13 protein-coding genes and 1 pseudogene are annotated in these 19,888 nt (G+C 47.1%); 5 read left to right on the top strand and 9 right to left on the bottom strand.

Annotation, left to right across the window (positions count from 1 at the left end):
- Positions 1–4 precede the first annotated feature (4 nt).
- Positions 5–589 carry an electron transport complex subunit RsxA gene (gene rsxA / locus DKW60_RS21230; RefSeq protein ID WP_109839672.1) on the bottom strand — a complete coding sequence of 195 codons (585 nt, stop codon included), beginning with the start codon at positions 587–589 and terminating at the stop codon, positions 5–7.
- A gap of 221 nt (positions 590–810) precedes the next feature.
- On the opposite strand from rsxA, the gene DKW60_RS21225 reads away from it, so the two are divergent.
- Entirely contained in the window at positions 811–2,214 is a 1,404-nt protein-coding gene (locus DKW60_RS21225) for a cytochrome-c peroxidase (RefSeq protein ID WP_109839671.1), read from the top strand.
- Here DKW60_RS21225 and tsaD read toward each other — a convergent pair.
- Positions 2,179–3,192 (bottom strand): tRNA (adenosine(37)-N6)-threonylcarbamoyltransferase complex transferase subunit TsaD, encoded by a 1,014-nt coding sequence (gene tsaD / locus DKW60_RS21220; RefSeq protein ID WP_109839670.1) that lies wholly within the window; start codon positions 3,190–3,192, stop codon positions 2,179–2,181. The genes DKW60_RS21225 and tsaD overlap by 36 nt on opposite strands.
- Before the next feature lie 79 nt (positions 3,193–3,271).
- Between tsaD and creD the strand changes: the two genes are divergently transcribed.
- Entirely contained in the window at positions 3,272–4,642 is a 1,371-nt protein-coding gene (gene creD, locus DKW60_RS21215; protein ID WP_181389835.1) for a cell envelope integrity protein CreD, read from the top strand.
- 217 nt (positions 4,643–4,859) lie between these two features.
- Here creD and DKW60_RS21210 read toward each other — a convergent pair whose 3' ends face one another.
- From DKW60_RS21210 to alaS, 4 genes are all read right to left on the bottom strand, one after another.
- Positions 4,860–6,830, bottom strand: a complete 1,971-nt coding sequence (locus DKW60_RS21210) for an SLC13 family permease (RefSeq protein ID WP_109839668.1) — start codon at positions 6,828–6,830, stop codon at positions 4,860–4,862.
- Between the two features lie 284 nt (positions 6,831–7,114).
- Positions 7,115–7,321 carry a carbon storage regulator CsrA gene (gene csrA, locus DKW60_RS21205; protein WP_109839667.1) on the bottom strand — a complete coding sequence of 69 codons (207 nt, stop codon included), beginning with the start codon at positions 7,319–7,321 and terminating at the stop codon, positions 7,115–7,117.
- A 181-nt stretch (positions 7,322–7,502) separates the two neighbouring features.
- Positions 7,503–8,735: an aspartate kinase gene (locus tag DKW60_RS21200; protein ID WP_109839666.1), complete on the bottom strand. Its 1,233-nt coding sequence runs from the start codon at positions 8,733–8,735 to the stop codon at positions 7,503–7,505.
- Positions 8,736–11,360 (bottom strand): alanine--tRNA ligase, encoded by a 2,625-nt coding sequence (gene alaS / locus DKW60_RS21195; protein WP_109839685.1) that lies wholly within the window; start codon positions 11,358–11,360, stop codon positions 8,736–8,738. It abuts the gene before it with no gap.
- A gap of 204 nt (positions 11,361–11,564) precedes the next feature.
- Here alaS and DKW60_RS21190 point away from each other — a divergent pair, with 204 nt between their 5' ends.
- The 3 genes from DKW60_RS21190 (at position 11,565) to DKW60_RS21180 (ending at position 16,026) form a co-directional block, all read left to right on the top strand.
- Positions 11,565–13,109, top strand: a complete 1,545-nt coding sequence (locus DKW60_RS21190; protein WP_109839665.1) for an ATP-binding protein — start codon at positions 11,565–11,567, stop codon at positions 13,107–13,109.
- A 65-nt stretch (positions 13,110–13,174) separates the two neighbouring features.
- The gene (locus DKW60_RS21185) at positions 13,175–14,719 is read left to right on the top strand and encodes an ATP-binding protein (RefSeq protein WP_109839664.1); all 1,545 of its coding nucleotides are present in this window, start codon (positions 13,175–13,177) and stop codon (positions 14,717–14,719) included.
- Positions 14,720–14,808: 89 nt separating this feature from the next.
- Entirely contained in the window at positions 14,809–16,026 is a 1,218-nt protein-coding gene (locus DKW60_RS21180) for an ATP-binding protein (protein WP_109839663.1), read from the top strand.
- An 87-nt stretch (positions 16,027–16,113) separates the two neighbouring features.
- On the opposite strand, the pseudogene DKW60_RS21175 reads toward DKW60_RS21180, so the two are convergent.
- The 3 genes and pseudogenes from DKW60_RS21175 to DKW60_RS21160 all read right to left on the bottom strand — a co-directional run bounded on the left by DKW60_RS21175 (position 16,114) and on the right by DKW60_RS21160 (position 19,785).
- Positions 16,114–17,745, bottom strand: a pseudogene (locus DKW60_RS21175) (5-guanidino-2-oxopentanoate decarboxylase).
- A gap of 4 nt (positions 17,746–17,749) precedes the next feature.
- Positions 17,750–18,985 carry a pyridoxal phosphate-dependent aminotransferase gene (locus DKW60_RS21165; RefSeq protein ID WP_109839660.1) on the bottom strand — a complete coding sequence of 412 codons (1,236 nt, stop codon included), beginning with the start codon at positions 18,983–18,985 and terminating at the stop codon, positions 17,750–17,752.
- Positions 18,982–19,785, bottom strand: coding sequence for a tetratricopeptide repeat protein (locus DKW60_RS21160; RefSeq protein ID WP_181389833.1), 804 nt, complete (start codon positions 19,783–19,785; stop codon positions 18,982–18,984). Before DKW60_RS21160 ends, DKW60_RS21165 begins: the two co-directional genes overlap by 4 nt.
- Positions 19,786–19,888: the final 103 nt, after the last annotated feature.

Below are 19,888 nucleotides of genomic sequence, written 5' to 3'. Positions count from 1 at the left end.
GTTATTACTGCGCCTTGATCAGGCCGGTAAAGCCCATAAATGCCAGCGCCATCAGGCCAGCGGTAATCATCCCAATGGCATTCCCTTTAAAGGGTTTTGGCACGTCTGACACTGCGATACGCTCACGTAAGGCCGCAAACAATACCAGAACCAATGTGAAACCGATGGAAGCACCAAAGCCATATAATGCGGACTCAAGGAATCCGTGACTTTGTTGTACGTTCAGTAAGGCCACACCCAACACGGCACAGTTAGTCGTGATCAGTGGGAGATAAATACCCAACACGTTGTATAGCATCGGGCTGGTTTTGTGTACGACCAGCTCAGTAAAGCCTACGATTGCGGCAATCACTAAAATAAAGCTGATGGTTCTTAAATATTCCAGCTCGAAAGGCGCCAGCAGAAAGTCATTCACCAGATAACTGGTTACAGACGACAAGGTCAGTACAAAGGTGGTTGCAAGCCCCATGCCCATGGCAGTTTCCAGTTTACGTGAGACACCCATAAACGGGCACAATCCCAAAAACTGGGACAGTACAATGTTGTTCACCCACACGGTGCCGACAATGATCAGCAGGTATTCAGTCATGACAGCTCTGGCTCTCTCATATATGGCGCGCATTTTGACATAGCCAGCCGTGTAACACTAGATTCCACTTTGATAAGAAATGTTTAATTGTCAGAAACTTGACTCGAATCAACCCTGTTACATTCTATCCAAAGAATGCGCCCGTTTATTGCCCCCAGACTGCACAGCTTTTAAACAACACGATACAGTTTGCTCATAATTTAAAAACAAGTGAATTTGTAATGAGACTCCCCCCATTCTCAAGACTAATTGTGTTGACTTGCCTGTTGCTTCACAGTGGAACCAGCTCCGCGCAGCAAAGCAGTATTGATAACGATATACGTCTTCTTATAAAAACGTTTGGCCTCACGGGTAACCCCGCCGCTGGGGTCACGATACCGTCAATTAACGCGCCTAAGTCTCAACTGGGCATGAAGCTATTTTACAGCCGTAGCCTGGGTGGTGATGAAACCACTGCCTGTGTGACCTGCCATCATCCTGTATTGGGTGGTGGTGATCAGCTGTCATTACCAATTGGTGTTGATAGTGTGCGGCCTGAAATTTTAGGGCCTAATCGTCGCATTAAAGCCAACCATAAGGTCAAAGTACCTCGTAATGCCCCAACCACATTTAATATTGCCTTGTGGAAGAAGCACATGTTCCATGATGGTCGTATCAAGAAATTAGACGCTTACTCTATCCAGACACCTGATGTCGGTGAAGGTAAAGCGGATGCACTAGGTGGTGAAAACTTAGTTCAGGCACAAGCACGTTTCCCTACCACCTCAAATGAAGAAATGCGCGGGACGTTTATGTCTGCAGCCATGTCTCAGACAGTGCGCCGTTCTTTGGCGAATCGTCTGAAAAAGAACTGGGAAAATGATTTCCGTGAGGCGTTTAATGATCGCTCATCGCCCATAGATGATTTAATTACCGAGCAAAATATTTCTGAGGCAATCGCAGACTACGAACGCTCACAGCTGTTTGTGAAAAATCCTTGGAGTGAGTACGTTGCCGGTAATAATCAGGCGATTTCTGATCAGGCAAAGCGCGGTGCTGCCCTGTTCTTTAAAACTCAGGATCAAGGTGGTGCCGGTTGCGCCAGTTGCCATTCCGGTGATTTCTTTACTAATGAGGAGTTCTACAATACCGCGATGCCGCAGATTGGCGAAGGTAAACCAAAACATGATGCTGACAAGGATAAAGATGACATGGGTTGCTTCCTGGTAACGGCTAAAGAAGATGATCGCTACCGTTTCCGTACACCAAGCTTGCTGAATGTTGAAGTGACAGGACCTTGGGGTCACGCAGGTGCCTACACCTCATTGGAAGCGGTCACCCGACACATGCTGAATCCTAAACAGGCGGTCAGAAACTACGACCTGAGTCAGGTGACACAGCCGGATATCGATATTGATAAAGCACGTATCAATACAGCTAAGGCGCTCAAATCGGGGATTGATATTACACCAATGCCCAATAGTACCGAGCAAGACGTTGAAGACTTAGTAGCGTTTATGAAAACACTGACAGACCCTTGCGTCAAAAGCCGCGAGTGCTTAAGTCCGTGGATTCCGGATCAAAACAGTAATGACCCGGACGGCAATATGTTACACGGCCTCAGGCAAGCCGGTCAGCGTCTCTAAAGACCAACGGGGCTGCGGTGATATCACCGCTGGCTCCTGCTGCCCCGCAGCTAAGCGCAGGGCTCCGGCATAAGCAATCATCGCACCGTTGTCAGTACAGAATGCTTGCCGAGGGAAAAATACTTCAACTCCCAAATCATTCAGTCTTTCGCGTAAGCGTTTATTTGCCCCAACACCACCCGCAACGATCAGACGCTTGTGACCTGTTTGCTTTAAAGCGCGGTCACATTTGATAAACAAGGTATCAACGATTGCTTCCTGAAAGGCATAGGCGATATCTGCTTTTGCTTCATCGGTTTGAGCAGACTTTTCCCATGCAAGTAGAGCCGCTGTTTTCAAACCGGAGAAACTGAAGTCTAAACCGGGGCGATTCACCATCGGTCTTGGGAATTTAATATCTGTTGGTTTCCCCTTTTCAGCTAATGCAGCCAGCTCAGGGCCGCCTGGATAAGAAAGCCCCATCAATTTGGCCGTTTTATCAAAAGCCTCGCCTACTGCATCATCAACAGACTCACCGAGAATTTTGTAGTCACCTATCGCTTTCACCTCTACCAGCATGGTGTGACCACCTGAAACCAATAAGGCTACAAACGGACATTCCGGAGCGTCTTCCTCCAACATTGGTGCCAACAAATGCCCTTCCATGTGATGAACCGCTAGCGCCGGAATCCCTAAACTCCATGCCATGGTTCGGCCAACAGAAGCACCAACCATGAGCGCACCAATTAAACCCGGACCCGAGGTATAAGCAATACCCTCCAAATCCTGCATGGTCATGCCAGCATTTTTAACCGTTTCACGAATTAGAGGGACAATTTTGCGAATATGATCCCGCGATGCCAATTCAGGAACCACCCCGCCATATTCAGCATGCATCGCGACTTGGCTGTATAACGCTTCGGACAATAATCCTTTCTCGGTGTCGTAAATCGCTACACCCGTTTCATCGCAAGATGACTCGATTCCTAATACTTTCATCGGCTTTAATGTACCCCTTCAATCCTGTATGCTCTGGCAGACTTATCATGACCACGCGTAAATGCGCCAGACACAATCTATGGACACACAATCTACAAAAGAAACGCCCACAGGTAAACTGGAATCGGTTCGCTATTCCCTTGGCTTTCGCAGTATTCTGATTGGTTTTATTGCAGCCGCCATGCTCCTGCCGTTATTTATGGCAAAACAAGTGGTTAGCGACCGGACTTATTACTATCGCACCGCGATCTCCAGCATTGCTAAAACCTGGGGTACACAGCAAGTCATCGCTGGCCCGGTGCTGGTTGTGCCGTACACTGAACACATCATCAATATTGATACGGTGACGGATGATAAAGGCGAAACGAAAACCATTAGTCGTGATGTGTTTAATAACAAGACCATGGTATTGCTACCGAAGCAGTTAAATATCGATGCAGAAGTAATTGAGAAACACCGCAAACGCGGCATCTATGATGCACTGGTGTATCAGGCGCAGATTGAAATGACCGGCACTTTTGATCTCGGGACCTTGCCAGATAAAACCTCCAGCAAAAATGATATTCAATGGAAAAATGCTTGGCTGGCAGTCGGCGTGAGTGACACCAAAGCCATTGATGAAACTTTCCCGCTGCGCTGGAACAATGATGCGAGTTCACCCTTAATGCCCGGCACCATGTTGCCCAACCTGCTCCCGCAAGGCTTTCACGTAAAGATGAAAGACCTTGAACGCGAAATAGTTTTACCTAAATTTCGGATCAAATTTAATGTGAACGGTAGCGAAGGACTCAGCTTTGCACCAGTCGGTGAAACCTCCACCGCGAATATTCATTCCGGCTGGCCTCATCCGAGCTTTATTGGCGACATTCCACCGGTTAAGTCGGATGTCAAAGCGAATGGGTTTGATGCTCACTGGCGCGTGCCGAATATTGCCCGCAATTACCCGCAGCAGTGGCTATTGGGCGAAGAAAAGCATGATCTGTACGCACTGAAATCCGGTGTAAAGCTATTCACACCGATATCTCTGTATGCCAAGATCGAACGTGCGGTTAAGTATGGGGTACTCTTTGTCGGCCTCACCTTCCTGACCTTCCTGATCTTCGAAATAACCACCAAGACGCGCTTCCATGTGATTCAGTACGGCTTGATTGGTTTAGCACTCAGTATGTTCTATATCATCTTGCTGTCACTGGCTGAACAAATCACTTTCCGCATGGCGTATCTGTACGCCGCAACGGCCACCGTCAGTATTATTACGCTTTATACCATTGCGATACTCAAAAGCTTCGGGCGGGTGATGTTGATTTTACTGTTCCTCAGCAGCTTATACGCTGTGCTGTATTTCATATTACAGATGGAAGATTACGCGCTACTGGCCGGTGCCGGCACCATGATGTTGATTATTATGGTACTGATGTTTGCAACGCGGAATCTGGAGCATGATAGTTAGCGAAGCTGCTAACTTAGCACAACGCTTAATTCAGCGAACAGCAGACATAAAAATGCCACCTCAACAGGTGGCATTTTTGTTGCTATTGAATTGGCTAGCAAACCAATCACTGACAGCCAATCTTCAAACTGACCTATCATCCCACAGCAACAGCTAGACGAAGCACTGACTTGCGTTGCTGTTTAAGTGCTCAGTCACTCCATGAGCATCACTAACCTCAGAATATCAACCACATCATAGTCATTGAAACCACCAGGAACAGGATTGTCATAATGCTGCCGGCTTTAATAAAGTCAGCAACACGATATCCCGCTGGCCCCATGATCAAAGCATTCACCTGATGCGTAGGGATGAGGAAGGAATTTGAGGTAGCAATCGCAACCGTCAACGCATACAGCGCCGGATCTGCCCCCACACCATTGGCTATATTCACTGCCAGCGGAACCAACAACACCGTCGCACCCACATTCGACATAACCAATGTAAAGAACGTTGCCAAAATCGCGATCGAGGTCTGAATCACTATCGGTGGCATATCACCCACTACACTCAGCGTCAGTTTTGCAATCCATGCCGCGGTACCAGAGGTTTCTACCGCCATACCCAATGGAATCAAACTAGCCAATAAGAACACCGTTTTCCAGGAAACCGCACGGTAGGCTTCATCCATCCGCAACACGCCACTCAGAATCATCCCCAAGGCACCGGTTAATAGCGCAATGGACAATCGGATATCCGAGAATAATACCAAGGACAAGGCAACCAGGAAGAAAATGCCTGCCCACACTACTTTTTGCGGGCGTAGCTCTTCGTGCGGAAATTCTGTGGAGACTACCAAAAAGTCAGGGTCTTTCTCCAGCCGTTGCAAAGACGCCCAAGTCGAATGCACCACCAAAGTATCGCCAGCCTGAAGCGGAATACTTCGAATATCCTCACCCTCTCGCATTGTATTGCCAGCGCGATGTAAGCCAACCATCGCGATGCCGTAGACCTTACGCATCCACACATCGCGGGCACTTTTTCCAACCAGATTAGAACTTGGCGGAATAACCACCTCAGCCATACCGGCTTTTGCTGAAGACAAGGCTTCAGAGAAAACTTTAATCTCTTTGTGTTTCCACAGGTGATATTTCTCAACGAAATAGTCCAGATCTTCAGGGGATGCAACCACACCCAAAACCATATTACTCACAAAGTCAGTATCCCGGTCATGGGCTCCCGGGCCGATCTTTACACGGTTACCCGACTTAGACGCAACGATACGAATTTTATATTCTGTCTCAACGTCATCAAGATGCTTATTAACCAACTCGCAGTTCGGTGGGATAACCACTTCAAACACGTCATAGTTAATCCCGTAGACATCCTGAAAATACTCAAGTCCGTTTTTGCTTTCGCTCTCAACTTTCGCCACTGGTAAGACATAACGTCCGGCAACTACAAAGTAAATAATTCCCGCCAGAACCAATGCCAGACCAATCGGTGTTACCGAGAATAAACCAAACAGCTCCATTGGTTCTGCGCCGTCCGGCAAGCTTTCATTGGAGGTCGCAATCAAGTCATTTAGCAGAATCAACGGTGATGAACCAACCATCGTGACCGTTCCACCCAAAATCGCACAGAAGCCCATTGGCATCAGCAAGCGAGACATCGGTAAACCGGAGCGTGCGGATATTCTCGAGACCACCGGCAGGAACAATGCTGCTGCACCTACGTTCTGCATAAACGAGGAAATGATTCCAACCGTACTGGAAATAATCGGAATAATGCGGGTTTCGCTGGTACCACCTACTTTCAGAATAAAGGTGGCGACTTTACTCATAATGCCGGTTTTATCTAAGCCCGCGCCAATAATCATGACCGCGATAATCGACATTACCGCATTACTGGAAAAACCATTAAACAATTTACCAGAATCCACCAGCGGAGCTTCCAAGCCCATCAATCCACCCAACAAGGGAATCGACGTCAACCCCAGCAATACCATGATCGAAACGGCAGCGACATCCACATCCACAATCTCAAATACAAACAAGTAGATCGTGAACATAAGAATAACCACCACCCAACTCACGGTAACCGTCGGTGTTTGGGTCACGATATAAGCACCTACCAGTACAAATAAAATAGCGGCGATAATGGTTTTGGGTGAAATTTTGGCGGCAATTTCTTGCCAGATATGTGCCATGAGAAAGCCCTGGTCTCTGTGTTGCACGGTAAGCAACGTGTTCTTAAAGTATTGTTTTTGCAGGTACGAAAGGACTTCATACGGGCATACAACTGACTGACGAAAGACAACGAAAACCTCAGGATACAGCAAGGTTGTTGTTTCGAGACAAGAGAGTATCAGTTATGCAACAAATATTGAATATACAGATTTAGATATTACACAGAAAATACAGGGTATTTCTTGTGTAATGCAGTCAGACTATGATGAATAATCTGACTGCAAGATACTTTTTGAACCCCGGATTATCGATGAGTAACTTTGGCTTCCAGCTCAACAGTTACTGACTCTTCATCCCTGATTCGGTCGTAAATTTCTTCGCGATGGACTGCAACATCCTTAGGTGCATCAATGCCAATACGCACTTGATTGCCCTTAACCCCTAATACCGTTACGCTTACGTCGTCCCCTATCATGAGCGTTTCTCCCACTCTCCGCGTTAGAATCAACATCCCTAATTCTCCGTTTAATAATTGTTATACTACCCTGTGCCAATACGGCTGACTGTTTTGTTACTTCATCCATGTGTCGCTTATGAATTTTAATTGTTGCATCGATACAACATGGATGAAAACAGCTCTAACTTCTCATAATATAGCTGAACTTAAACTTAATTATTGGTAACAATCGCTGTTAAGCTGACTGCTCACTCAAGCCAAATGCTTCGTGTAATGTTCTGACTGCAAGCTCCAGATACTTCTCATCTACCACGACCGAAATCTTGATTTCTGAGGTCGAAATCATGCGAATATTGATCGCTTCTTTTGATAACGCTTTGAACATTTGACTAGCAACGCCTGCGTGAGAACGCATACCGCCACCAACGATAGACACCTTCGCAATCCGGTCATCACCCTTGACTTTACTAGCGCCCAAGGACTCACCCGTTGCCTCTAAAATACGCATTGCCTCAGCGTAATCGCTACGGTTAATCGTGAAAGTAAAGTCAGTCGTTCCTTCCGTGCTCACATTCTGCAGAATCATATCCACTTCGATGTTGGCATCTGAAATAGGCCCTAGAATATCGAAGGCAACACCCGGCTTATCAGGTACGCCTTTAATGGTCAGCTGCGCTTCATCTCTGTTAAAAGCCACACCACGAACCATTACCTCTTCCATAATATCTTCCTCACGCGTTACCAGCGTACTCTTTCCATTGTCACCGTCGTCGAAGCTTGAAAGCACACGAATCGGCATATCATATTTATAAGCAAACTCAACCGCTCTGATCTGCAGAACCTTTGAGCCTTGGCTGGCCATTTCCAGCATTTCTTCCAGCGCAAGCTTAGGAATGTGCGATGCATCGGACACAACACGAGGATCTGTCGTATATACGCCATCCACATCCGTATAAATCTGGCACTCATCCGCTTTTAAAGCCACCGCTAAGGCAACCGCTGTTGTATCGGAACCACCACGACCCAGCGTTGTGATATTGCCGTCAGCATCCACACCCTGAAAGCCTGCAACCACAACCACTCGACCGGCATCCAGATCAGCACGAATCTTAGTGTCATCAATCTGACGAATCCGCGCCTTGCTGTGCGCACTGTCCGTAATCAAACGCGCTTGCTGACCGGTATAAGACTTGGCAGGACAGCCCATGGCTTCCAATGTCAGCGATAGTAAACCAATCGTCACCTGCTCACCGGTTGACAGCACCACGTCTTTCTCACGTGCCGCACCCTCAGGATTGAGCGCATTAATCAAACCCAATAAACGGTTGGTCTCGCCCGACATTGCTGAAAGCACCACAACAACATCATTACCCCGTTCACGCCAGCGAATGACGCGCTTGGCGACTTCCTGGATTCGTTCAGGACTTCCTACCGAAGTCCCTCCATACTTTTGTACTATCAGTGCCATTTACACGCGTTCCTTAACCCAATTAACTACGGAATCCAACGCCGCTGGTAACGCAGCAGGATTATTACCCCCACCCTGCGCCATATCCGGACGTCCGCCGCCTTTTCCATCAATTTGCTTAGCCACATGACCCAGCAACTCGCCCGCTTTGATTGTCGCGCTTTCTGCTTTGGTGACCGCTGCGACCAAGCTCACCTTGTCGCCATTCACCGTCGCCACTACCACTGCAGCCTGACCCAGCTTATTCTTCAGCTGATCTGCTGTATCGCGAAGTGACTTAGGATCAGCACCTTCAAGGTTCGCCGCCAGCACTTTAATACCACCAACATCCACCGCTTGTGACACCAAATCACTACCCGCTTGCGCAGCCAGCTTAGATTTCAACTGATCCAGCTCTTTTTCCAGCTGACGGTTTTTATCCACCAACTGCTGAACCTTGCCAGAGGCATCCGGAATGCTCGCCTTAACCGACTTAGCAATCGTCGCCAACTCTGCTTCACGCGCATCCATCCAAGCCAATGCACCGGCACCGGTCATCGCCTCAACACGACGCACACCCGCAGCTACACCACCTTCGCTGACAATCTTAAACAGCCCGATATCACCCGTGCGCTCAACGTGAACACCACCACACAATTCCGTAGAGAAACCGATGGTTAACACACGAACCTCATCACCATACTTTTCACCAAACAGCGCCATTGCGCCTTTTTCTAAGGCACGCTCCATGCTGGTGATTTCTGCTTCTGTTGCTGCATTCTTGCGAATCTCAGCATTAACAATGTTTTCAATCTCAGCGATCTGCTCAGGCGTTACCGGCTCAGAATGCGAGAAGTCAAAACGCAAACGCTCTTCGGTCACCAACGAGCCTTTCTGCTCAACGTGATCACCCAACACATCGCGCATCGCTTTGTGCATTAAGTGAGTACCGGAGTGATTCAGCACGATGGCCTGACGACGCGAGGCATCCACATGCGCAGCCAACTTATCGCCAACACTCAACGTGCCTTCTGATAATTCACCCTGATGAATAAACACATCGCCCTGCTTTTGCGTGTCCGCCACTTCAAAATTAGCCGATGCAGAGGTTAAGTAACCGGAATCACCGATCTGTCCACCTGACTCGGCATAAAACGGCGTAGTGTCCAACACCACTTGTGCTGACTGACCTGCCGCAATTTTATCAACCGCTTCGCCTTCAACAAAAATGCCGACCACTTCGCTTTGGTCACTATAAACCGCATCGTAGCCAGTGAAGTCAGTCTCACCTTCTACTTCCAGCTTAGCTGTGTAATCCGTACCAAACTTACCCGCAGCACGCGCTTTTTCACGCTGCTCATTCATCGCGACATCAAAGCCTGCCTCATCAATCTGCAAGCCACGCTCACGCACGATGTCAGCCGTCAAATCAACCGGGAAACCAAAGGTGTCATACAGTTTGAACATGACTGCGCCGGGCAGCACATCATCGCTGAGATCAGCAATCGCCTCATCCAGCAACTTCATACCCTTATCCAAAGTCTCGCCGAAACGAACCTCTTCTTTAAGTAAGGTGCTTTCAATGCTCGCCTGTGCTTCAGCAAGATCAGGATAAGCCGCGCCCATTTGATCAACCAACGGCGGCACCAACTTGTTGAAGAATGCACCTTCTAAGCCAAGCTTATGTCCGTGACGGGCTGCACGGCGGATAATCCGGCGCAATACATAACCACGACCTTCATTCGATGGCACGACACCATCCAAAATCAGGAAGGAACAAGAGCGGATATGGTCAGCAATCACCTTCAGTGAGGCATTGTCTAAATCTTCAGTGCCTGACATCTCAGCGATATGCTTGATCAGATACTGGAATAAATCGATATCGTAGTTACTGTGACCGTTTTGCAGAATCGCACACAAACGCTCCAAACCCATTCCGGTATCAATCGACGGCTTAGGCAGTGGCTTCATGGTGCCATCAGGGAAACGCTCGTATTGCATGAATACAAGATTCCAGATTTCGATAAAACGGTCGCCATCTTCTTCCGGTGTTCCCGGAGGGCCACCCCAAATCTCTTCGCCGTGATCATAGAAGATTTCAGAACAAGGACCACAGGGGCCGGTGTCACCCATTGCCCAGAAGTTATCGCTTTCGTAACGCTTGCCCGGCTTGTCACCGATGCGGCTAATGCGATCTGCCGGAAAACCGATATCATCAATCCAGATATTGGCGGCTTCCTCATCTTCTTCGTAAACCGTGACCCACAGCTTTTCTTTAGGTAATTCCAAAACTTCTGTCAGGAACTCCCAGGCATTGTGAATCGCGTCTTTTTTGAAGTAATCACCAAAGCTGAAGTTGCCCAGCATTTCAAAGAATGTGTGGTGACGTGCGGTATAGCCAACATTTTCTAAGTCGTTGTGCTTACCACCAGCGCGAACGCAGCGCTGGGAGGTGGTCGCTCGTGTGTAAGGGCGGGTTTCGTCTCCGGTGAATACGTCTTTAAACTGCACCATGCCGGCATTGGTGAATAACAAGGTCTTGTCATTGCCCGGAATTAAGGAGCTGGATGGAACGATTTCATGGCCTTTACTGGCGAAAAAATCCAGAAACTGCTGCCGTACTTCGGCAGTGCTGTTGCGTTGCATTTGGAAACCCTCAGTCGCTTGCACACTCGAACGCAGCATTGTCGCGATTTAACAGCGAATATTCAAGCATATAGGGAAGTTGAATATTAAAAATAAAGTCATACTCGCAGTGCGATTGTCTCACAGCACAATACTCAAATAGAATCTGGTCTATTTGTGTTTCATGCTAAGCTTACTTAACTAGTCACCGACAACTAAAAACACATGAAACGACTTAATTTACCTATTGGCATTCAATCTTTCGCTAAGATCCGCAGCGAAGATTATTACTATGTTGATAAAACGGCAGTTGCGTTGGAGTTAATTAATGGCCCATCACACTATTTTCTCTCCCGCCCTCGTCGTTTCGGTAAAAGTCTCTTTCTCGACACATTAAAAGAACTCTTTGAGGGCAATCAGCCATTATTTAAGGGCTTAGCAGCGCATGATCAATGGGATTGGTCAGTCGAATATCCGGTATTACGTTTCACCTTTAGCGGTGGTCACTATGCTAAAGCGGGACAAGCAGAGCAGGCACTCTTCGAACAACTCGATGCGTATGAACAACGCTATAGCGTCCCAACTGTCTACAACACTGCGTCAGGTCGCTTAAATGCGCTCATCGTTCAGGCCGAAAAGCAAACGGGACAGCAAGTTGTTATTCTAATCGATGAATATGACAAACCTATTTTAGATGCCATACAGGACAAGGCACTATCACGCCAGAACCGTGACCTACTCCGGGGCTTCTATGGCACCCTCAAGGATGCTGACGCACACATTAAGTTTACCTTTCTAACCGGCGTCAGTAAGTTCTCAAAAGTCAGCTTATTTTCAGGTTTGAACAATCTTTACGACATTACCTTGGATCAGCAATATTCCAGCTTATGTGGTTACACTGATCATGATATTGATACCGTCTTTGCCGCTGAACTTGAGGGATTAGATCGCGACGAAATTCGCGAATGGTACAACGGCTACAACTGGCTAGGCGAAGGCGTATACAACCCGTTTGATATTCTGCAACTGTTCAAAAAACGCGAGTTTAAAAACTATTGGTTTGAAACCGGCACACCGACTTTCTTAATTGACCTGATAAGCAAAAAGCAAGTTGCCACACCCAACCTTGCACGACGCAATACCGACGCCGAATTACTTTCCACTTTTGATGTTGATGATATGCCATTGGAAGCAGTCATGTTTCAAACCGGTTATTTGACGATCAAAGAAACAACGAACTTAGGCGGGAATTACTTTTATCAACTGGGTTACCCCAACCGTGAAGTTTACCAAAGCCTGAATAACAGCTTGTTACAATACTTGGTTCACGCACCAGAAGCACAAGTGGGGCAACGCATACGCTTGTATGAACTCCTACTCAAAAATGACTTTGATGAACTGAAAGTGCTATTCCACGCCTTTTTTGCCAGCATTCCACACCATTGGTATACCAGCAATACTATTCAAGCCTTTGAAGGCTTTTATGCCAGCGTGTTCTACTCCTACTTTGCAGCACTAGGCTTGGATGTCACGGTCGAAGACTGTACGAATCATGGCCGCTTGGACATGACTTTGAAATTCAACCAGCAGGTGTATTTTTTTGAGTTTAAAGTGGTGGAGCTTGTGCCAAAGGGAAAAGCGCTTCAGCAGATTAAAGACAAGCAGTATGCAGATAAGTACCGTGCATTGAATCAGCCGATACACTTGATTGGCGTGGAGTTCAGCAAGGGAGATCGGAATATTGTGGGGTTCGAAGTGGAGCAAAGTTAGCGTAATCACCAAAGCAACATTACATGCTAAACTTGGTACTCCAGTTAATCACGGCCTGATGTATCATGAAACGACATAAACTCCCCATAGGTATTCAATCGTTCGCTAAGATCCGTAGTGATAATTATCACTATGTTGATAAAACGGCACTGGCATTAACGTTAATTGAAAGCTCTTCACATTACTTTCTCTCTCGCCCACGTCGTTTCGGTAAAAGCTTGTTTCTTGATATGCTGAAAGAGCTTTTTGAAGGCAATGAGCCATTATTTCAAGGTTTAGCAGCACACGACCAATGGGACTGGACAACCCAATACCCAGTATTGCGATTCAGCTTTGGTAGTGGCGATTACAGCAGCTTAGATCATCTGAAAGAAGACATCAGCAAACAGCTCACACACTTTGAGCAACAATTTGGTATCACACCACAGTTTTCCCATCTGAGCGGGCGATTTTCAGATCTACTGCTGCAACTCCACAAAACAACTGGAAAACCCAGCGTTGTCTTGGTCGATGAATACGATAAACCGATTCTAGATACTTTGAAGGATTCCGAACTTGCCCGTCAAAACCGTGATTTTCTACGCAGTTTTTATGGAACGATTAAAGATCACGACGCCCACATCAAATTTACGTTTTTAACGGGTGTCAGTAAATTTTCCAAAGTGAGTTTATTCTCTGGCCTGAACAACTTAAAAGACATCACTCTCGACCCCCGTTACTCCACGCTCTGTGGTTATACCGACCATGACATTGATACTGTATTTGAAGCCGAATTAGCGGGCCTTGATCGTGATGATATTCGTACATGGTACAACGGTTACAACTGGCTGGGCGATGGCGTGTACAACCCGTTTGATATTTTACAACTGTTCGACACCCGAACGTTTAGTAACTACTGGTTTGAAACTGGCACGCCTACTTTTTTAGTGGATCTGTTACTTGAACGCCATGTCCCCTCACTTGCTTTGGACAATATGAACAGCAGTAGCAGCATGTTATCCAGTTTCGATGTGGATGATATGACTACAGAGGCCTTACTGTTTCAAACTGGTTACCTGACGATTAAGAAGCAACGCCAAGTGGGCGGACAAAAATATTACACACTGGGTTATCCCAACCAAGAAGTTTATCAAAGCCTGAATGAGTTACTGCTCAGCACCTTCACTCAAAATAAGAGCGCTCAGTCGGATCAAAGTATTTTGCTTTATGACCTGTTACTTAATAATGACTTTGACGGACTTAAAACACTGTTTCATTCATTCTTCGCCAGCATCCCTCATCACTGGTATACCAGTAACAACATTCAAACGTTTGAAGGCTACTACTCCAGTGTGTTTTATTCCTACTTTGCAGCACTGGGTTTAGATGTAATCGTTGAGGATTGCACGAATCATGGTCGCCTGGACATGACCTTGAAGTTCAACCAGCAGGTGTATTTGTTTGAGTTTAAGGTGGTGGAGCTTGCGCCTGAGGGAAAAGCGATAGAGCAGATTAAAGACAAGCAGTATGCGGATAAGTATCGTGCCTTGAATCAACCAATACACTTAATTGGCGTGGAGTTTAGTAAGGATGATCGGAATATTGTGGGGTTTGAGGTGGAGCGAGGTTAGATACAACGATAGGTATTGACTTACATCGAACTTTGACCAAAAACCAAATTCCGACTAATATGGACAGAAATATCATATTGGTCGGAACCATGATAACACCCCGCACTTTACAATCCACTGTTCGCGCCATATCCAAGTCTTTTCCAGTGCTATTGCTCACTGGCCCTCGTCAGGTTGGTAAAACCACCCTACTGGAATCCTTAGCAGAGCCGGAGCGCAATTACGTCACTCTAGATGACATGGAACAGCGCTACCTCGCCCAATCCGACCCGAAACTCTTCCTGCAGCGTCACCAGCCACCCTTAATTATTGACGAAGTTCAATATGCGCCTGAACTATTCAGTGTGATTAAGATGATGGTGGATAAGAACAAACAACCCGGACAGTTCTGGCTTACTGGTTCTCAGAAATTCCACCTTATGCAAGGCATTACCGAAAGCTTAGCCGGACGTGTCGCAGTATTGGATATGCTAGGCATGTCGCAAGCTGAAATCCAACAACGCGAGCAACAACCTTTTTTACCGACACAAGCATGGATTGAGCAAGCCAGAGAGTCAGCACAAAACATGTCACTCATGGAGGTGTTTGAACGAATTTGGCGCGGGAGTTTTCCCAGAGTCGCGTTAGATGACGACATGCCAAGAGAGGCGTTTTATAGCAGTTACTTACAAACCTATTTGCAACGTGATGTTCGGGATTTAACTCAGGTTGGTGATGAGCGCAGTTTCTATCTGTTTATTCGAGCAGCGGCTGCACGAACTGGCCAACTACTCAACTATGCGGATCTTGCGCGGGATGTCGATATTGACCAGAAGCTAGTGAAGTCATGGCTGTCGATTTTGGAGGCATCAGGCATTATTTATTTGCTGCACCCTTGGCATAGTAATGTCACAAAGCGCTTAATTAAAACACCCAAGTTATACTTCCTAGACACTGGGCTGTGTAGTTACCTTACTCAGTGGTCAAGCCCAGAAGCGTTGGAAGCCGGAGCCATGTCAGGTGCAATTCTGGAAACTTATATGGTCAGTGAAATCATTAAAAGTTACTGGCATAACGGCCTGAATCCACCGCTGTATTTTTATCGGGATAAGGACAAGCGCCAGATTGACTTGATGATCGAACAGGATAATCAGTTATTCCCAATCGAGTTTAAAAAATCTGCCTCGCCCAGTCGCTCAGCCAGCAAACACTTTAAGGTATTGGAGTCGTTGAAAGCCAACGTCGGACATGGTGCGGTGATTTGTTTGGCGGAGACTGATCTGCCTTTATCAGCAGATGTGACATCTATTCCCGTTTCTTATTTGTAAACACTTCATCAATAACGCTGGCGCTGGGTTTGCGGGTGATCGCATGAGTGAATTGATACGATGGATTAGACATTAGTAGCTTCCTTGTTAGACGCTTATTTCGATCATAATGGGTTGTGTACGAGCGGTGCCTTCAATCATTTTCTTGCCTTCCTCTAATGTAACCGCAAACTCATCCACATCAGCCGAGCAGGCGAGATAAGGCATAGAACAAGCCTTCGCCAGATACTCGAAATTCGGCGGTATCGGGTCGCAACCAACGGCGGCAATATCAACTTCCACCATTGAGTTTTCAATCTCCAGATATCCCCGGTTATTCCAAACGATAAATATAATTGGGAGCTTTTCCTGCACGGCTGTCATCAACTCGGCGAATGAGAATTGCGCGCCACCGTCACCGCTAATGCAAATCACCTGTCGCTCCGGTGCTGCCAAAGCCGCTCCAATCGCTGCCGGAATACTATAGCCCAATGCGCCATAACCAGTAGCGGCATGAAACCAACTTCCCGCACAGTCATGGTCGTAATACATGCTTCCGGCGTAAATCAGCTGCGTGGAGTCACCGACCAATATAGAGCTCGGGAAAGTATCCCGAATCAAATTCAATAAGCGGATATGTTGTTGGTAGTCTTCAGATAACTCGTCCAATGCAGCGGTTCGGGTTTGAGCAGCTCGTTGATGACCCCGCTCAGACTTCAGTGATTCTGGTTGTTTTGGTTTTTCTGGCGAGAGAGCCTGCAACTCCTGCTGTAAACTTTCCAGAATAAGCTTTGCATCACCCTGTAAACATATATCAGCCTGATGTCTTGCTAATTGCTGCGGGCAAATATCAATGCGAATCAAACCATTCAAAGTCGGGAATGCTTTATCCCGATACATATCGTAATCCGTTGATCCCAACTCTGTTCCTACCGCTAGCACACAGTCCGCATCTGCAATTAACTGCCGCACCGCTTTCAAGCTTGGACTCGCAGGAACACACAACGGATGCTGATGCATTAAACCTCGCGCATTACTGGTTTGTACGACGGGAGCTGATAAATACTCTGCTAATTGGGTTAAAACAGCCTCGGTGTGACGCGCTCCACCACCGGCAAGAATGACGATATTATTGCCCTCAGCCAGTTGCTGCGCGGCCGTATCAGTTGAAGGAATCACAGATTGAGCCGTGCTCTTTTTATGACTTATTGCATCAGTCACTAACTCATAATCAAGCCCCATCACATCGGTAGGAATTTCAATATGCACCGGCCCCGGACGTTTACTGGAAAAGTCATCAAAAGCCTGATTGAGTGCAGGCAGCAACTCGTCTTCCCGACTGACCTGAGTGGAGGTGACGGCAACTTGTGTGCATAGTGCTTGTTGATTCGGTAGCTCATGTAAATGCCCCAAACCTAAGCCCAAACTACTGCGCTCATTCACCCCTGAAATCACCAGCATAGGCACACTGTCTGCGCGTGCCTGCGCCATTGGGGTGAGGATATTTGTCATGCCCGGCCCTGTAATCACAAAACCAACGCCAGGTCACCCGGATACTCTGGCATAACCATCCGCCATAAAACCCACCCCCTGTTCATGTCTGGCAGTAATGTGCCGAATGCCGGACTGCGACAAGCCACGATATAACTCAATCGTATGGACACCGGGAATACCAAAAATCACCTCAACATCCGACGATTCAAGGTATTTAACTAAGGCCTCTCCAACCGTTGTCGACATAGACTTATTCTCCATTGATTGTGTTTGTGCTTGATGTCGGGTTTGAGCTAGAACTTGCGTGAGGATTGGCATGGCAATTAGCGTGTTTGATCATTCGGTCACAGCCCTCGACAAACAGGTCATCTTCGGTGGTTAATGCCACTCGCACCCAATCGACCAATGTTTCACCAAAGGCCGAGCCAGGCATCACCGCAACACCCGCGTTTTCAAGAAGATCCACCGCATAATCATAACCAGACATTCCGGTTGCAGAGACATCTACCAATGCAAACATGCCTGCCTTAGGTAGGCTTACCTTCAAGTTGCTTTCAGCATGAAGCCGCTCTGCCAACAAATGAGCACGCGCTTCAAACCGTGCCACCATCCCCTCAGCTATCGGTGACGGAGCGGAAACTGCCTGCGCCGTCATATCAGCAATAAACGGCTGATTACCAAATAACATGGTTTCAGAAAGTGGCAGCAGACGACCACAAAACTCTTCTGACCCGACACACCATCCACTGCGAAAGCCCGGTGCGGCATGGGATTTTGAAATAGAACTGACCACAATGACACGCTCAGCAATGGCTTCAGAGACAAGTGGCGATACAAAGATAGCGTCGCTAAATACCAACTCCTCATACACCTCATCAACCAATAACCAGAGGTCATGTTTCACAGCCACCTCAGCGATATCTTCAATGTCCTGAGCGGTTAACACAGCGCCGGTTGGATTATGCGGTGTATTCATCAAAATGGCGGTGGTTTTCTCCGTGACACGTGCTTCCAAATCAGCAGCAGACAAACGAAAATCATTTTCTGGTCGGAGTGGAACTGGCACTGTGGTGGCGCCAGAGCTGGCAATCACGCCTTCATAAGTGGCATACATCGGGTCGCCAACCAGCACCTCATCGCCCGATTCCGCAATACCTTGCATGACGGCATACAAGGCCGTTTGTGTTCCGGGAAAGCAGAGGATTTGTTGATCAGTAATGGTTCGTTTCAGTCGCTGGCTATAGCGTTCAGCCAATACCTCACGCAAATTATCTTCACCTCTTCCGTTGGAATAAGCAGTGCGGCCTTGCTGCATGGCAGCGCTGGCTGTTTCAATCAGATAATCAGGCGTGGCAACGTCTGGCTCACCAATGGTCAGCTCAACAACATCTTTACCTGAGGCAATCAATTGACGGGCGCGGTCATGGATTACCCATTTTTCACTGCCAAGCGTGGCTAATCGTTGCGTTACTGCTGCATATTTCATGAATGTTCCAAATCTCCTAAACCCAAAAGTTGATACACCTCCTCTATCTCATCAACTACTTGCTGCAACTCCCTACTGCTAGCCTCTTCATACACCTTCCCCCATGTCTGCAACGCTTCTTCTCGCCGATCAAAACGGAAATAATAAAGATGAGCAATGTTAGACAGCGTAAAACATGCACCAACAACATCCCCAAGTTCGTTCTGAATGGTATTCGCCTGATCAAGATACTCAAGTGCCTTAGAATATTCTGCGCGTGCTTCATAAATTTGGCCAATATTGTGCAGAGTCGTACCTTCTTCCTGCCGATCTTTAATTTTACGCTGGATCTGTAAAGCAGTTTCTAACAATTCCAAAGCTGTGCTCAGCTCCTCCGTCCACTCAAGATGAATAAGAGCAATATTATTCATTGTTAGTGCCTGCCCTGCCTGATCACCGAGATCTTTACGAATGACCAGCGACTGCTCTAGCGCTTCAAGTGCTTCGTTATAGCGCCCCATAGAGCGGTAGTTATCGCCAATATTATTTAAGGTCACTGCCTCCCCGTGCCGATCACTTGTTTCCCTATCAACCAATAATACTTTCAACAGATATTCAAGTGCTACGTCGTACTCACCGCGATGACTGTAGATCAGAGAGATATTATTCAATGTGACATTTTCACCAGACTTATCTCCATTGGTCTGAGCAATCTGAAGGGACTCTTTAGCGTATCGCAAACTCTTGTCAAACTGGCCTGTCAAACGAAAACCCTCTGCAAGATTATTCAGGACAGAGCCCCTCGCTTCATCATCTTTCAACTCATCCGTCATTACTAGTAGTCTAAAAATTTAGCTCTGATGGATATCTAATGTAAACTCTTAAACATCAGATTAAGATCATGGTAAACCGGAGAAACATGCC

This window comes from Leucothrix pacifica, from assembly GCF_003172875.1.
GTDB lineage: Bacteria > Pseudomonadota > Gammaproteobacteria > Thiotrichales > Thiotrichaceae > Leucothrix > Leucothrix pacifica.
The sequence above is the reverse complement of the archived record's forward strand: the minus strand, read 5'-3'. Positions and strand labels throughout refer to the sequence as shown.

Excerpts from the sequence above, each read along its gene's own strand:
- rsxA (WP_109839672.1), bottom strand. The coding sequence starts at position 589 with ATGACTGAATACCTGCTGATCATTGTCGGCACCGTGTGGGTGAACAAC.
- DKW60_RS21225 (WP_109839671.1), top strand. The coding sequence starts at position 811 with ATGAGACTCCCCCCATTCTCAAGACTAATTGTGTTGACTTGCCTGTTG.
- tsaD (WP_109839670.1), bottom strand. The coding sequence starts at position 3,192 with ATGAAAGTATTAGGAATCGAGTCATCTTGCGATGAAACGGGTGTAGCG.
- creD (WP_181389835.1), top strand. The coding sequence starts at position 3,272 with ATGGACACACAATCTACAAAAGAAACGCCCACAGGTAAACTGGAATCG.
- DKW60_RS21210 (WP_109839668.1), bottom strand. The coding sequence starts at position 6,830 with ATGGCACATATCTGGCAAGAAATTGCCGCCAAAATTTCACCCAAAACC.
- csrA (WP_109839667.1), bottom strand. The coding sequence starts at position 7,321 with ATGTTGATTCTAACGCGGAGAGTGGGAGAAACGCTCATGATAGGGGAC.
- DKW60_RS21200 (WP_109839666.1), bottom strand. The coding sequence starts at position 8,735 with ATGGCACTGATAGTACAAAAGTATGGAGGGACTTCGGTAGGAAGTCCT.
- alaS (WP_109839685.1), bottom strand. The coding sequence starts at position 11,360 with ATGCAACGCAACAGCACTGCCGAAGTACGGCAGCAGTTTCTGGATTTT.
- DKW60_RS21190 (WP_109839665.1), top strand. The coding sequence starts at position 11,565 with ATGAAACGACTTAATTTACCTATTGGCATTCAATCTTTCGCTAAGATC.
- DKW60_RS21185 (WP_109839664.1), top strand. The coding sequence starts at position 13,175 with ATGAAACGACATAAACTCCCCATAGGTATTCAATCGTTCGCTAAGATC.
- DKW60_RS21180 (WP_109839663.1), top strand. The coding sequence starts at position 14,809 with ATGATAACACCCCGCACTTTACAATCCACTGTTCGCGCCATATCCAAG.
- DKW60_RS21165 (WP_109839660.1), bottom strand. The coding sequence starts at position 18,985 with ATGAAATATGCAGCAGTAACGCAACGATTAGCCACGCTTGGCAGTGAA.